The organism is Burkholderia sp. Ax-1724 (assembly GCF_011752995.1).
Taxonomy (GTDB): Bacteria; Pseudomonadota; Gammaproteobacteria; order Burkholderiales; family Burkholderiaceae; genus Paraburkholderia.
Genome location: NZ_VWWL01000026.1, coordinates 67,870 through 81,170, shown reverse-complemented (window position 1 = coordinate 81,170; position 13,301 = coordinate 67,870). Strand labels below are relative to the sequence as shown.

11 protein-coding genes are annotated in these 13,301 nt (G+C 64.0%); 5 read left to right on the top strand and 6 right to left on the bottom strand.

Going from position 1 to position 13,301, the window contains the following annotated elements:
* Positions 1-113: 113 nt before the first annotated feature.
* The 5 genes from F3J19_RS27075 to F3J19_RS27055 all read right to left on the bottom strand — a co-directional run bounded on the left by F3J19_RS27075 (position 114) and on the right by F3J19_RS27055 (position 5,411).
* The gene (locus F3J19_RS27075; RefSeq protein WP_167048595.1) at positions 114-734 is read right to left on the bottom strand and encodes an NAD(P)H-dependent oxidoreductase; all 621 of its coding nucleotides are present in this window, start codon (positions 732-734) and stop codon (positions 114-116) included.
* 49 nt (positions 735-783) lie between these two features.
* Positions 784-1,884, bottom strand: coding sequence for an LLM class flavin-dependent oxidoreductase (locus F3J19_RS27070; protein WP_167048593.1), 1,101 nt, complete (start codon positions 1,882-1,884; stop codon positions 784-786).
* A 55-nt stretch (positions 1,885-1,939) separates the two neighbouring features.
* Positions 1,940-3,268 (bottom strand): MFS transporter, encoded by a 1,329-nt coding sequence (locus F3J19_RS27065; RefSeq protein ID WP_167048591.1) that lies wholly within the window; start codon positions 3,266-3,268, stop codon positions 1,940-1,942.
* A gap of 112 nt (positions 3,269-3,380) precedes the next feature.
* The gene (locus F3J19_RS27060) at positions 3,381-4,508 is read right to left on the bottom strand and encodes a porin (RefSeq protein ID WP_345889870.1); all 1,128 of its coding nucleotides are present in this window, start codon (positions 4,506-4,508) and stop codon (positions 3,381-3,383) included.
* A gap of 45 nt (positions 4,509-4,553) precedes the next feature.
* Positions 4,554-5,411 carry an alpha/beta hydrolase gene (locus F3J19_RS27055; RefSeq protein WP_167048590.1) on the bottom strand — a complete coding sequence of 286 codons (858 nt, stop codon included), beginning with the start codon at positions 5,409-5,411 and terminating at the stop codon, positions 4,554-4,556.
* A gap of 46 nt (positions 5,412-5,457) precedes the next feature.
* On the opposite strand from F3J19_RS27055, the gene F3J19_RS27050 reads away from it, so the two are divergent.
* The 5 genes from F3J19_RS27050 to F3J19_RS27030 all read left to right on the top strand — a co-directional run bounded on the left by F3J19_RS27050 (position 5,458) and on the right by F3J19_RS27030 (position 11,404).
* Positions 5,458-6,177, top strand: a complete 720-nt coding sequence (locus tag F3J19_RS27050; protein WP_167048588.1) for a MarR family winged helix-turn-helix transcriptional regulator — start codon at positions 5,458-5,460, stop codon at positions 6,175-6,177.
* Positions 6,178-6,834: 657 nt separating this feature from the next.
* On the top strand, positions 6,835-8,529 hold the full coding sequence (locus F3J19_RS27045) for a thiamine pyrophosphate-binding protein (protein WP_167048586.1): 1,695 nt from the start codon (positions 6,835-6,837) through the stop codon (positions 8,527-8,529).
* A gap of 22 nt (positions 8,530-8,551) precedes the next feature.
* A complete protein-coding gene (locus F3J19_RS27040) occupies positions 8,552-9,838 on the top strand; it encodes an FAD-dependent oxidoreductase (RefSeq protein WP_167048584.1) in 1,287 nt (428 codons plus the stop codon).
* A gap of 32 nt (positions 9,839-9,870) precedes the next feature.
* On the top strand, positions 9,871-10,626 hold the full coding sequence (locus F3J19_RS27035) for an aspartate/glutamate racemase family protein (RefSeq protein WP_167048582.1): 756 nt from the start codon (positions 9,871-9,873) through the stop codon (positions 10,624-10,626).
* Between the two features lie 79 nt (positions 10,627-10,705).
* A complete protein-coding gene (locus F3J19_RS27030) occupies positions 10,706-11,404 on the top strand; it encodes a GntR family transcriptional regulator (protein ID WP_167048580.1) in 699 nt (232 codons plus the stop codon).
* 70 nt (positions 11,405-11,474) lie between these two features.
* Here the strand turns inward: F3J19_RS27030 and F3J19_RS27025 are convergent, their stop codons facing one another.
* Entirely contained in the window at positions 11,475-13,103 is a 1,629-nt protein-coding gene (locus F3J19_RS27025; protein ID WP_240159271.1) for a gamma-glutamyltransferase, read from the bottom strand.
* Between the last annotated feature and the right edge of the window lie 198 nt (positions 13,104-13,301).

The following is a 13,301-nucleotide window of genomic DNA, read 5'->3' as shown; positions in this document are numbered from 1 at the left end:
TTCTGAAGAGCCGTGCGCTTTTGCGTGCGGCTCTTTTTTATCTGGAATCTTGACTATATTTCTGTGCAATACGCTGTGCAATGCGGCGGGACCTATCGGTCTATCGCGAACCGCTAGACCGACTCGCAAGACACTTCGGATAGAGCTTCCCGCTCCTCTCTCGCACTCGCGTTCGCTCTCGCGAACATAACGATCTCGCCGGCCATAATACGCAATTGCTCCGTCGCCGCGACATCGACACAGACGCCTTCGGCATTGAACAGCGTTTGCGACGTGTTCAGCATGACGCCGAGCGGCGTCGGCCATCCGCGCAGCGCATGCACGATCGAGCGCAGCGTCGCGAGCGTCGAAGCGCCCGCCTGAACGCCGCCTGCACAGGCAACGCACCCTACCGCACGCTGACTGAAATAGCTGCGCTCGTCGTCGCGCATGTCTTCCGTGTAGTCGAGCGCGTTCTTCACCAGTCCCGATACCGAGCCGTGATAGGCGGGCGAAGCGATGACCACCCCGTCGGCGCGCCGCAGCGCCTCCAGAAAACGCACGGCTTGCGGCGTGCGCTCCAGGGCTTCGGGTGAATACATCGGCATCACCAGTTCGGGACCGACGATGGCTTCCGTCGACGCACCGAGCCTTTGAGCTTCGCGCAACACGGCGCGCACGACCCGCTCGGAACTCGACCCGTATCTGAGTGTGCCGCCTATGCCGACGATATGAGGAACGAATGGCTGCGTCATGATTTTCTCCAGATGGCAAAGCACGGGGTTCTCGTGGATGAACTCGCCATCAGACTTCAGCCAGGCGGGCTCGCTGCGCGAATTCCGCGGAGAAGTGCGGCGCCACTTCGCTCGCGAAGCGGCCAAGCCACTCGCGCCGGCGCTGCTGCGGGATACCCGGCGTTGCCGCCATCACGATCAGGTGATTGAAACCGACGTCGAGATATTCCTGCACGCGCTCACAGACCGTTGCCGGAGAACCGAACAGTTGCAGACGATTGAAGGGCCCGAGATTGTCAGGATTGCACATCGAGACACGGCGTTCGTGAACAGCCGCGAACGACTGATAGTCGGGAATCGACGGGAATCCGCCTTCATCCGGCCGGTAGTGCTCGACTTGCAGTTCGAACCAGCGCGGCATGTACTTGCGCGCGAGCGCCTCGGCTTCATCGTCGCTGTCCGCAATGATGCAACTGATGGCGACCGGCTTCGTCACGTCCACATCGCCGCCGCGTTGCAGCGTGACGTCATGCCAGGTGCTCAGCACCTTCCGCTGCACGGCCAGAGGCAGTGTACCGTTGGAAATCGGCGGCAAACCGAGTTCGGCAATCTTCGTCGCGCTATCAGGACTGCCAATCGCGCCGTAGAAGTTGATGTTCTCGCGTCGTGCATCCGGGCGCAGCCGCACTTCCAGCGGCACGCGCACATGCTGGCCTTCATAGGTGAACGGCTTGCCCGACAAGGCCAGATCGAGTACTTCCCAGACTTCCTGGAAGCGGGCCTTCGCATTCTCGAGCTTCAGGTCGAACGCATCGTATTCGAGCGGGGCGGCACCGCGGCCAAGGCCGAGATGGAGCGGCGCGTCGGACATCAGGCTCAGCATCGCGATCTCGCCCGCAAGCCGCACGGGGTTATGCCACGGCGTAACGAGCACCATCGTACCGAGCCCCAGACCCGGACAGCGCGACGCGATGTTCGACATCAGCATCAACGGGCTGGGCGTGGGGAAATAGCTCGAAAAGTGATGCTCCGGAGTCCATACCGTACGGAAACCCGCTTCGTAACCAAAACGGGCATCGTCGATCATGTGGCGATACAGTTCGAGATCGGGCGTCGGCTCGACGTCCGACGCGGCAATCATGAACCCAAATTCGACCTGCGAAGCTGACATCTGAAGTCTCCTCAATTAGATGTATTTACATATGTTATGTCATTAATCTTCGCTGTCAAGCAGATTCTCGCTCGCCGGGGGTGGGCCCCTTGCGGATCGTCAGGGCCGTGAAGGTCGTAATCAGGCCGAGGACGACGAGATAGGCGGCCACCGGCCAGTACGCGTGGGACCAGACGAGCAGCGAAGTGGCAATGAACGGCGACAATCCTCCGCTAAAGATTGCGGCGATCTCATGCCCCAGCGCGAGGCCCGAGTAGCGCATGCTCGTGCCGAAAAAGCTGCTGAACAACGTCGGCTGTGTCGCAACCAGCGCCGCGTAGCTGATCGTGTTGACGAGTAGAAACGCGAGCAGCGTCAAGGCCGGGCTGCCGGTGCTGACGAAATGGAAGAACGGATAGGCAAATGCCATCATCGTCAGGGTGCCGAACAGATAGATAGGACGACTGCCGATGCGATCGGAAAGCCGCCCCATCAATACGATCACGGGCAATTGCAAGACAAACGACAGGATCATCGCGCCGAGCACCTGCCCGTCGGGCACGTGCGCGAACTTCGCGAAGGTCAGCGAAAACGCGACGAAGACGTACGAGCTGCCGTTTTCCGCCACCCGCAGGCCCATGGCCGTCAGTACCGCTCGCGGATGCTCGCGCAGAACCTGCAGCACCGGCAGCTTCGCCCGGCCGCCGCGTGCGGCGAGTTCCCTGAACGCCTGGGTCTCGGGAACGAAACGGCGGATGTAAATGCCAAGGCAGAAAACCACGATGCTCGCGAGAAACGGCATACGCCATCCCCATGCGATGAAATCGGCTTCCGGCAGTTGCCGCACGAGCCATACCGCCGCGGCCGACAACAGGAAACCCAGACTCAGGCCGGCCTGCCCGTATGCAGAGAAGTAACCGACCTTGCCGGACGGCGCGCTTTCCGTAATCATCAGCACCGAGCCGCCCCACTCGCCGCCGGCCGCGAGCCCTTGCACGATCCGCAACGCAACCAGCAACATGGGCGCGAGGATGCCGACCTGGCTGTACGACGGAAGAAGCCCCATCAGAAACGTGGCGCTGCCCATCAACGTCAGCGTCCAGATCAGCGCGGCACGGCGCCCGTAGCGATCGCCGATGTGCGAGAAGATCACGCCGCCAAACGGGCGGGCCAGAAAGCCGACGGCAAAGCCGCCAAAAACACCCAGCGCAGCAACCAGCGGCTGCGTTCCTTTCGGAAAGAAAATCTGCCCGAACACCAGCGCGGCCGTGGTGCCATACAGAAAGAAGTCATACCATTCCAGGGCATTGCCGAGCGCGCTCGATATGACGATGCGTTGCAATGCACGCCCCTGCAGGGAAACGGACCGTTCCCTGCCTCCAGACAACGTTTCCGATACTTCCATACCAATCTCCAGATAACGGCGACCATGACGGCCGCCGTGGTTTGAGCCGGCAAATCAGAACCGCCTGCACACGACCGCCCGCGCGGCGGTTAACGCAACGATCGGGCAACGATCAGAACAGGTGTCGCATTCCGCCGAGCAGCAGCAGCTGGTTACGCGAACTCGATGGCGAGGCCTGGAAAATAACGGCCGGCGCCAGCGGCCCGTTGGACGCTCTCACATAATTCGCAAAGGCAAATACGTCCGTACGCTTCGACAGGAAATAGTCGACGCTGACCTGGCCCTGGTGCCAATGGGGATTCGCGCTGACACCCTGGTAGTTGCCGCTCGTGTAGAGCCACGCCGCGGAGACCGTCAAGGCCGGCGTGAGCTGGTAAAGACCGATCACGTCGAAGTTGTTCAGGTTGACGCCGCTATTGTCGAGATACGTGAAATGCACGTTCGAGTACATGCCGGCGACGCTCAATGCACTGAACCGGTAGAGCCCGCCCACTGCCGCCACCTCCTGATGCTTGACGCCGACCGTGCTGTTTAGCGGACTCGTATGGAACAGCGCGAACGGCGCGCCGGCATAGTCGTCCGTCACCGCGCCGTTGGGATTGCCCACACCCGGCCGATCGAGATACAGATAGGCGGCCGCGAAGCGAAAACGGCCATTGTCATAACCCGCGCCGGCACTCCACGCCTGATTCTGCGAAAAATTGCCCGCGCTGTTACTGAACGCGTAGAGACCTTCGAAGGTCAACCCGCTGAAATTGGGGCTGACGTACTTCACCGAATTGCTGTAGCGAAAATTCCCTTCGACGTTGTCGCTATCCCCAAAGGTGGTTCCGAACCCGGGACCGAACGCCTGAGGTTCGTAGCGGTCCAGGTAGTCCCACATCATGTCGTACTGACGGCCGAAGGTCACGGTGCCGTAGCGGTCGCTGCCAAGGCCGACGAACGCTTGCCGCCCGAACATCCGGCCGCCCTGCCCGAGCGAGCCGTTGGTCGAGCTGAACCCGTTTTCGAGCTGGGCGACTGCGGCAAACCCGCCGCCGAGATCTTCGTGAATCTTCAATCCCCACCGGTTGTTCTGATTTGCACCACTGAACATCTGAACAGCACTTTTTCCGCCTTCGTTACTCACATACCCGATGCCAGTCGAGATGATGCCGTACAGCGTGACGCTGTTCTGCGCCCAGGCGCTCGTCGAGATCATCGAAATCGAATAAATTAAGATACCTAATTTAATTTTCACGAAGCATCCTTTTATGTCAGGAAAACGACGATTTAATTTAATGTGTCAGGAAACGCGAGAGGATCGGTTGAAAGCGGATTGCAGGAATTGCATCAGACTCAGATCGAATTGCTCCGGATTCTCGATGTTGGAAAGGTGACCCGATTCGGGAATCACCTTGAGCGTCGCGTTGGGAATGCTGGCGGCCAGTTCCTGCGCCAGCACAGGCGGCGTCAGCGTGTCGTACTCGCCGACCATGACGAGGGTGGGCGCGACGATCCGCGACAGGTCGCCGACGAAATCGTCGTTCAGATTGGCCTCGATGGTTTTCAGATAGCTGTCCGTACGCAGGATCGAAATGCTGGCGACCAGTTCATCGAGCGCGGCTTCCGTAATCTTCGGACCGGCAAGACCGCGCGCAACCGCCGGCGCGATGTCGGCCGGCGTCTTGCCCGCGAGAAGCGGTTGCGCGCGGGCAGCGAGAAAAGCCTCCCGTTCTTCCGGCGTGCGGGTGTCGCGCGTATCCGGACGCGTGTCGACCAGCGTCAACGAGGCAACGCGCTGCGGATACTGCAGCGTAAAGCGCTGCGCAATGCGCCCGCCGAGCGACAGCCCGACCAGATGCACGCGAGCCGCGCCACAGTGATCGATGAGCCGCAGGACATCGTGCGCGAAGTCGGTGATCGTCACCTTGCCGTCATAGTCGTCACTCGCGCCATAACCGCGAGCATCCCAACTGACCGCGTGCGCGAAGGTGCCGATCGAAACCAGTTGCCGATACCAGTTCGAACGGTTTCCACCGATACCGTGCAGAAACAGAACGAGTTCTCCTGTGCCTCGCTCCGAAAAAGCGATCCTCGGCGCGCCCGGCACGAATGTGACCGGCCACGCGGCGGGAGCGCCGCGCCAACCTGCTTCCCCCATTTTTGTCCCCATAATAGTTAGCATGACATCACGCCGAAGCGTGCCGATGTTGCATCAGCCGGCAGAAACATGGAAAATACATGTAATTTCATATGTATGTGAACACACCTTAGGCCACCAATTTCTGCATGTCAACGGGCCGCGCATAGCGTTGCGAAAAGACCGGCCGGAAACCACCAGCGGGATGTTTCCTCGAGGAGAAAAAGCAATGAATACGGCAAAGGGAAATCGTTCGAGCGGCAGAAAAAAGGAGAGCGGCGCGACGGCGGCGCCCCAAAGCACGGGGCCTCATTCATCACAGGAAAAGACAGGCCGCGCCGACATACCGCCCGACGCCTCGTACTTCACCGACCGCTTCGTGCCGTATCTGATCAACCACGCGGCCAGCCTGTTCAACCTGCAATTCAGGAAAGACCTGCGCAAGCTCGATATTTCGGTCATGCAATGGCGCGCGCTGGCCGTGCTGCACGGCGAGCCGGGATTGGCGCTGCGGGAAATCGTGGCGAAAACCGCGATCGACCAGCCGACGCTGAGCCGGGTCGTCGATCAATTGCACGAGCGCGGCTTGATCGAGCGCGCCGCGCGGGAATCGGACAGCCGATACCTGAGCCTGTCGCTCACCGCAAGCGGTGAGGATCTTTATCAGAACCTTTGGCAACTTGCATGGAAGCATTACCAAAGGGGGACGTCTCATCTGACGCCTGAGGAGACCGAGACGCTCATGATGTTGCTGAAGAAAACGATCAGCAGTCTTGAGGCAAATTGAATCGCACCGGTTTATTGCGGCTTGATCGGTCGTGAGTCGTGATTGCGCGCCGGCTGGAGAGCGAGGCGGATCGCTTCGTTCGCCAACACGCGGAATCGCACAACCAACCGAGTCCCGGGCAACGCCTTCTCTACCATTCACCACGGGCGATCAAGACATTGTTGGGCACCGCTCTTCGCGCTGTCTCCCGCCCGGCTTGACCGGCACATCATTCAAGCCTGCCCGCCCATCACGGCACCGGTTTTCCCGGAACCGAACATCAACTCCGATAGCGCGGCTGTCGCCTGCTGGATCGCCGATTCAATCGACGCGATCCCGTCATGCAGACAATTTCGTCGCTTGAGTCCGCGCGCTGCCCCCTTGCTGCCGGAGGCGTCTGATCTCTTCCTTCATGGCGCCCGCGACGGGCGACTCCCGCGCAGACTACCAGGACCCAACGCTTCGGATTCCAGAGTTATCTCTTTTGCCCGTCAAATTCGAAGCGCCTTTGCCCGCCTTCGTCAGTCCGGCACGCCCCCGCAGTTTCCGCATCCCCACCCAAGCGAACCGAACATCTAAGGGATACGCCTTATCCTTGTATGTATCCAAATTTGGATATAGTATTGAATACCAAACGCCGGGGGACGCTCCGGAGCCTACCTGTCCAGAGGAGTGTTCATGAGTAAATTGTCCGGCGCCGAAGCCATGGTGCGCATGCTGCAACTCAATGGCGTCAAACATATATTCGGACTGTGCGGCGACACCAGCCTGCCGTTCTACGACGCGCTTCACCGCCTCGATCACGGCATGCAGCACATTCTGACCCGCGACGAGCGTAGCGCCGCCTACATGGCGGACGGCTACGCCCGCGTCACCGGCAAGGTGGGCATATGCGAAGGCCCGAGCGGCGGCGGCGCCACGTATCTGCTGCCGGGACTCGTGGAAGCCAACGAGTCGTCGATTGCCGTCATCGGCATCACGTCCGACGTCTCGGTCGGCTCGCGCGGCCGCTATCCGCTGACCGAGCTCGACCAGAAAGCGCTATACCGTCCGCTCACCAAATGGAACACCACCATCGACCGCGTCGACCAGATTCCCGGCGCGGTGCGCGGCGCTTTCCGCGCAGCCACCACCGGCCGGCCGGGCGCGGCTCATCTATGCCTGCCGTACGACGTACAGAAACACGAAATGGATTACCCGGACCTGTGGGCCCAGCCGGGTCACGACCGCTTTCCGGCCATGCGCACCGCCCCGGCACGCGACGACCTGGTACGCGCCGCCGAACATCTGCTGTCAGCCCGCACCCCGGTGATACTCTGCGGCGGCGGCGTGGTCATCGCCGGTGCTTGCGCCGAGCTGCAAAAACTGGCGGAAGCGCTCAATGCGCCGGTCTGCACCACGGTAAGCGGCCAGGGAAGCCTCGCCGACACCCACCCGCTGAACGTCGGCGTCGTCGGTTCGAACGGCGGCGTGCTCGCCACCCGCGAGGTGCTGGCCGCCGCGGATGTCGTGCTCATCATCGGCTGCCGTGCCGGCTCGACTTCCACCGAACACTGGAAGGTGCCCAATGCGTCGGTGCCCATCCTGCATATCGATTCGGACCCGATGGTGGTCGGCACCAACTACCGCACCGAGGTCGGCATGGTGGGCGACGCTCTGCTGGCGCTGCAAATCCTCAACGAGGAAGTACGGGACCGTCTGCCGCAACGGCGCGGCGACACCAGCGACGGTCATGCGCTCGCGCGGGCGGCGCGGCACGCGAAGTCGGAAGCCTTCCTGCAGCTGGCCGCGTCGAACGACACGCCGATCAAGCCCGAGCGCGTGGTCGACGCACTGAACCGCCTGCTGCCCGACGACGCCATCGTGGTGGCCGACCCCGGCACCCCCTGCCCTTACTTCTCCGCCTATTTCTCGGCCGCGCACTCCGGCCGGCACTTCATCACCAATCGCGCGCACGGCGCGCTCGGCTTCTCGATGGCGGCCGGCGTCGGTGCGTCGATCGGGCGCCCGGGCTGCAAGGTCGTCTCGGTCATGGGCGACGGCAGTTTCGGCTTTACTGTCGGCGAACTGGAAACCGTGGTGCGCCACAAGGTACCGTTGCTGATGATCGTGTTCTCCAATTCCGTCTACGGCTGGATCAAGGCCAGCCAGAAAGCCGGCTACGAGGAGCGCTATTTCTCCGTGGACTTCGACCGCACCGACCATGCGCGCGTAGCCGCCGCCTATGGCGTCGCCTCATGGAAAGTCGAGGACCCCGGACAGCTCGATGCCGTGCTGCGCGCCGCCATCGCACATGGCGGACCGGCGCTGGTCGACATCATCACGCAGCCGCTCCAGGAAACCGCCGCGCCGGTCAGCCAGTGGATGGGCTGAGCGACGCACGGGCCACCGGAACATGAACAACGCAATCAGGACAGACAACCGGCCAATCGCCGTGCTCGGCGCCGGCGCGGTCGGCCTATGCGCCGCCGCCGCGCTGCACAAAGCCGGCTACGAGGTGGTCGTGATCGACCGTGCGGCGCCGGCACAGGGCGGCGCCTCGCTGGGCAACGCAGGCTGTATCAACCCGTCGTCGATCATTCCGGTCGCCATGCCGGGCGTGGTGCGGAAAGTGCCCGGCTGGCTGCTGCAGCCGGATGGTCCGCTGGTGCTGCGCGCCGCCTGGCTGCCGCGCATGCTGCCGTGGCTGACGAGCTTCGTGCGGGCGGGCAATGCCGCGACCGTCGAGGCCTCGGCCGCCGCCTTGCAACGCCTGCTGGCCGGCAACGTCGAAGCCTGGCAGGCGCTGGCAGCGCAAGCCGGCGCGCGGGACCTGCTGCACGATCGCGGCAACCTGGTGGTCTACTCGACCGCGGAAGGCCACGCGGCCGACCAGCGCGCGATACGCCTGCGAACCGATCACGGCATCGCCGTCGAGACGCTCGATACCGCCGCGCTGCGCGACCTGGAGCCCGACCTCGCACCGGTCTTCACGCGCGGCTATCTGATGCCCGGCAATGCGCACCTGACCGATCCGGGCGAGTTCCTGACCCGCATCGCCGACTGGCTGGCGACACGCGGCGTGGAGTTTCGCCGCGCGGAAATCTCCGGACTACGTAGCAATGGCTCCGCGGTCACGGAAGTCGTGCTGACCGGCGAGACGCTGCCCGTGCAAGCGGTGGTGATCGCGTTGGGTGCCTGGTCGGGTCCGCTTGCGCGAACGCTGGGAGACCGCGTGCTACTCGACACCGAACGCGGCTATCACGTCGAAACGCCGGAGACCGAGGCCGGTCCGCGCCTGCCGGTCATGTGGGGCGAAGGCAAGGTGGTGGTGACGCCCATGCACGGCCGGGTCCGCTGTGCCGGCACGGTCGAGCTGGCCGGTTTGCGCGCCGCGCCGGACTGGCGCCGCGCCGATCTGCTGGCCCGGCTGCTTGGCCGCATGTACCCACGGCTGACACCCGGCGCCGAACGCGACGGCAGCGCGCATATGGCACGCTGGCTGGGCTTTCGCCCCAGTACGCCGGATTCGCTGCCGGTGATCGGCCGCTCCCGCCGCCACGCCAATGCCGTCTATGCGTTCGGCCACGGTCACGTCGGCCTCACGGCCGCGCCGGTCACAGGCCGGCTCGTCGCGAGTCTGATCGCCGGCCGGCCGGCCGCCATCGACCTCGCCCCCTACTCGATCGACCGCTTCCGCTGAAGCACCGCCTCTTACCGACACGGAGTCACCCCATGTCCTCAGACAGACACGCTGTTTCTTCCGCCAGCACGGCCGAGCGGTTCTACCATGGCGGCAAATCCGTCTATGGCGCACCGCTCGGCATCCTGATGCTGGATGCACGCTTCCCGCGCATTCCGGGCGACATGGGCAATGCCACGACCTGGCCGTTCCCGGTGCTCTACAAGGTGGTCAAGGGTGCCTCGCCCGACCTCGTCGTGCTGCGCGAGGCGAGCGGCACGCTGGAACGCTTTATCGACGCCGCGCGCGAACTGGTGGATCTCGGCGCCGAAGGCATCACCACCAACTGCGGCTTCCTCGCGCTTTTCCAGCGCGAGCTCCAGCAAGCCGTACCGGTCCCGGTATTGACTTCCTCGCTGTTGCAGGTCGCCCAGGTCGGCCGCACGCTGGCGCCGGGCAAACGGGTGGGCATCGTGACGATCTCGTCGGCGACCCTCACGCAGCGCCATCTGAGCGCGGCCGGCGTGCCACCCGATACGCCGATCGCCGGCACCGACGAGGGCGCCGAGTTTTCGCGCGTCATCCTCGGCAACGAACTGACGCTCGATCGCGACCTGGCCGAGCGCGACGTCGTGACGGCCGCCATCACGCTGACGCGCAACCATCCGGACGTGGGCGCCATCGTACTGGAGTGCACCAATATGTGCCCGTACGCGAACGCGGTACGATGCGCGACCGGTTTGCCGGTGTTCGACATCTACAGCCTCGTCAGCTGGTTCCAGCTCGGCCTCGCGCCACGCCGGTTCTGAAGCGGCCAGCAAGTTGACCGGACGCCCGCGGCTCATTAATGTATACAGCTTTGGATAATGCCTGCGGGCACCTCACGTCATGCCGCGAACAGCCGCCCCTCGGGAAACGCCACCGGTCCGGGTCAATATTGCCGAGGACGTTTTCTGCCGTCTGCGGGACATGGCCATCCAGTACGAGTTGAAGCCCGGCGAACGGCTCAACGAAGTCGATCTGGCGGAACGTCTGGGCGTGAGCCGCACGCCTGTGCGCGAAGCGCTCTACCGGCTGGCCCAGGAAGGTTTTCTGGTCGAATCGGGCCGCGGCTACAGCCGTCGGCAACTGGACGTCAAGGAAACGCTGGATCTGTATGAAGCACGCTGTGCGATCGAGGCCGAATGCGCGCGGCTGGCCGCCGAGCGCGCGTCGGACGAAGCGCTCGACGAGATCGACGCGTTTCTCAAATCCAGTGCCGGCGTGCCGGCCGACACGTCGGCATCGCATCTGGTCGAACTGGACGAAGCGTTCCACGAGCGCATCGCGCGGGCGAGCGGCAATGCCGAGTTGATGCGCATCCTGATCAATCTCAATCACCGGATACGCTTCATCCGCTGGATCAATATGGAGAAGATCGGCCGCGACCACACCCAGGCCGAGCATCGCAAGATCCTTGCGGCACTGCGCAAACGCGACGCCGATGCGTGCGTGGCGCTGCTGCGCACTCATATTACGCACCGCACCGACCAGATCGTCGACGCCATCACCGCTGGCCTCGCGCGTATTTATCTACAGCAGCCATAGCGGCTGCGGCAGGCGGTAACGACCGTCATGGCCGCACGGCACGACGGCGCTCATCGCGTTCGGTGCATGCCTACCACGCCAGCGCATAGCTCGGCCGCCGCGGATCGGCACCGGCGGTCAACACCCCCCGCTCGGGATCGCTGACGATCATGCAGGCGCCGCCGGCCTTCCAGCCGAACTGCGGCCACCAGTCCACCCCGTGCCCGAGTTGAGCCAGCGCGTCGCCGGTTTGCGGCGGCAGCCGTGCCTCGAGCTTGATCTTGCGCGGCGTATACGCGTGCGGATCGGTCGTGAGGGGGAAGCCGTAAGTGGCAAAGCGCGGCGCTTCCACCGCCTGCTGCGGGTCCATGCCGAAATCGACGACGTTCAGGAAAGCCTGCAGCATGGCCTGGATCTGCACGTCGCCGCCCGGCGAACCGAACGGCAGCGCGCGGCGGCCACGCTCGCCGTGTACGTCGTCGGGATGCGCAGGGCCGAACGCGATCATCGGGCTCGGTGTGAGCCGGGGCCGCTTGCCGGGCGCCAGCACCGAGGGATGCCCCGGATCGGTCCACGACTGCGCGCCGCGGCTGGACGGCATCATGCCGGTGCCGGGAATGATCGGGCTCTCGCAGGTCGCGTCGCTCGGTGTGGCTGAAAACAGATTGCCGTGCCGATCCGCCACGCACACGTACGAGGTGTCCAGCGCGGACACGTCGACGCCGCTCTCCAGCGGCTGCGCCGCCGGCATGCCGTCGAACACCCGATCGGCGCGGATACGCGCGCGCAGGCGGCTGGTGTAGTCGTCCGACAGCAGCCGCTGCAGCGGCACGTCGACATAGCGCGGATCGCCGAAGTATCGCTCGCGATCGGCGAACGTCAGCTTGAGCGCCTCGACCACGGTGTGCACGTAGGCCGGGCTGTTGTGTCCCAGCGCGGCGAGATCCACGCCTTCGAGCACCTTGAGCGTCTGTCCCAGGATCGGCCCCTGGCACCATGGCGGGCAGCTATAGAGCTCGTATCCCTTGTAGCGGACCATGACGGGCCGCTCCACTTCCGCGTCGAACGACGCCAGATCTTCCGCCGCCAGCCAGCCGCCATGCTCGCGGTGATAGCTCAGCATGGCCGCGGCGATGTCGCCACGATAGAACGCGTCGTGCGCGGCGGCGAGACCATGCAGACGGCCACGGCCGGCCGCCCGCCGCTCCTCGTCGACCATGAACTGCAGCGTGCGCGCAAGATCGGCCTGCACGAACAGCTCGCCCACCGCCGGCGGACGACCGCCTGGAAGATAGATGCGCGCATTGGCCTCCCAGCGGCGGTAGCCGTCCTCGTGCTCGCGGATGGTTTCGGCCATCAGCGCATGCATGGCGAAACCATCGCGCGCGAAACCGATGGCGGCCTGCGCCACGTCGCCGAACGACAGCGTGCCGTAGTGCCGCAACGCGGTGATCCACGCCGCGGGCGCGGCCGGCACCACCGTCCGCAGCACCCCCGGGGGGATGCGCCCGCCATGCTCGCGCCGCAAATACTCTGCCGACGCCGCCCGTGGCCAGCCGCCCAGGCCCGCGATCGACACCACCTCGCGCCGCGCGGCCAGATAGATCAGGATCGGTGCAACCCCGGCCATGCTGACCAGATCGCTCTGCAACACACTCAATGCAATGCCGGCCGCGACGCCGGCATCGACCGCGTTGCCACCGCCTTCCAGCACGCGCATCGCCGCGTGCGCGGCACCATAGTGGCCGGCCACTACTGCATGACGCCGGCCCGTCACGGGCGGGCGATAACTATCGATCCCGCGTACGGCAGCAGCGGACGGAAGCTCGACGGTTGCCATGGGAAAACCCTCGGTTGCTATTGGATGTAATCGACACAATAATGTATCCAAACAACAATACATACATGGATACTAATT

Excerpts from the sequence above, each read along its gene's own strand:
- F3J19_RS27030 (WP_167048580.1), top strand. The coding sequence starts at position 10,706 with ATGCCGCGAACAGCCGCCCCTCGGGAAACGCCACCGGTCCGGGTCAAT.
- F3J19_RS27025 (WP_240159271.1), bottom strand. The coding sequence starts at position 13,103 with ATGCGCGTGCTGGAAGGCGGTGGCAACGCGGTCGATGCCGGCGTCGCG.
- F3J19_RS27070 (WP_167048593.1), bottom strand. The coding sequence starts at position 1,884 with ATGTCAGCTTCGCAGGTCGAATTTGGGTTCATGATTGCCGCGTCGGAC.
- F3J19_RS27075 (WP_167048595.1), bottom strand. The coding sequence starts at position 734 with ATGACGCAGCCATTCGTTCCTCATATCGTCGGCATAGGCGGCACACTC.
- F3J19_RS27040 (WP_167048584.1), top strand. The coding sequence starts at position 8,552 with ATGAACAACGCAATCAGGACAGACAACCGGCCAATCGCCGTGCTCGGC.
- F3J19_RS27055 (WP_167048590.1), bottom strand. The coding sequence starts at position 5,411 with ATGGGGGAAGCAGGTTGGCGCGGCGCTCCCGCCGCGTGGCCGGTCACA.
- F3J19_RS27050 (WP_167048588.1), top strand. The coding sequence starts at position 5,458 with ATGTTGCATCAGCCGGCAGAAACATGGAAAATACATGTAATTTCATAT.
- F3J19_RS27045 (WP_167048586.1), top strand. The coding sequence starts at position 6,835 with ATGAGTAAATTGTCCGGCGCCGAAGCCATGGTGCGCATGCTGCAACTC.
- F3J19_RS27065 (WP_167048591.1), bottom strand. The coding sequence starts at position 3,268 with ATGGAAGTATCGGAAACGTTGTCTGGAGGCAGGGAACGGTCCGTTTCC.
- F3J19_RS27035 (WP_167048582.1), top strand. The coding sequence starts at position 9,871 with ATGTCCTCAGACAGACACGCTGTTTCTTCCGCCAGCACGGCCGAGCGG.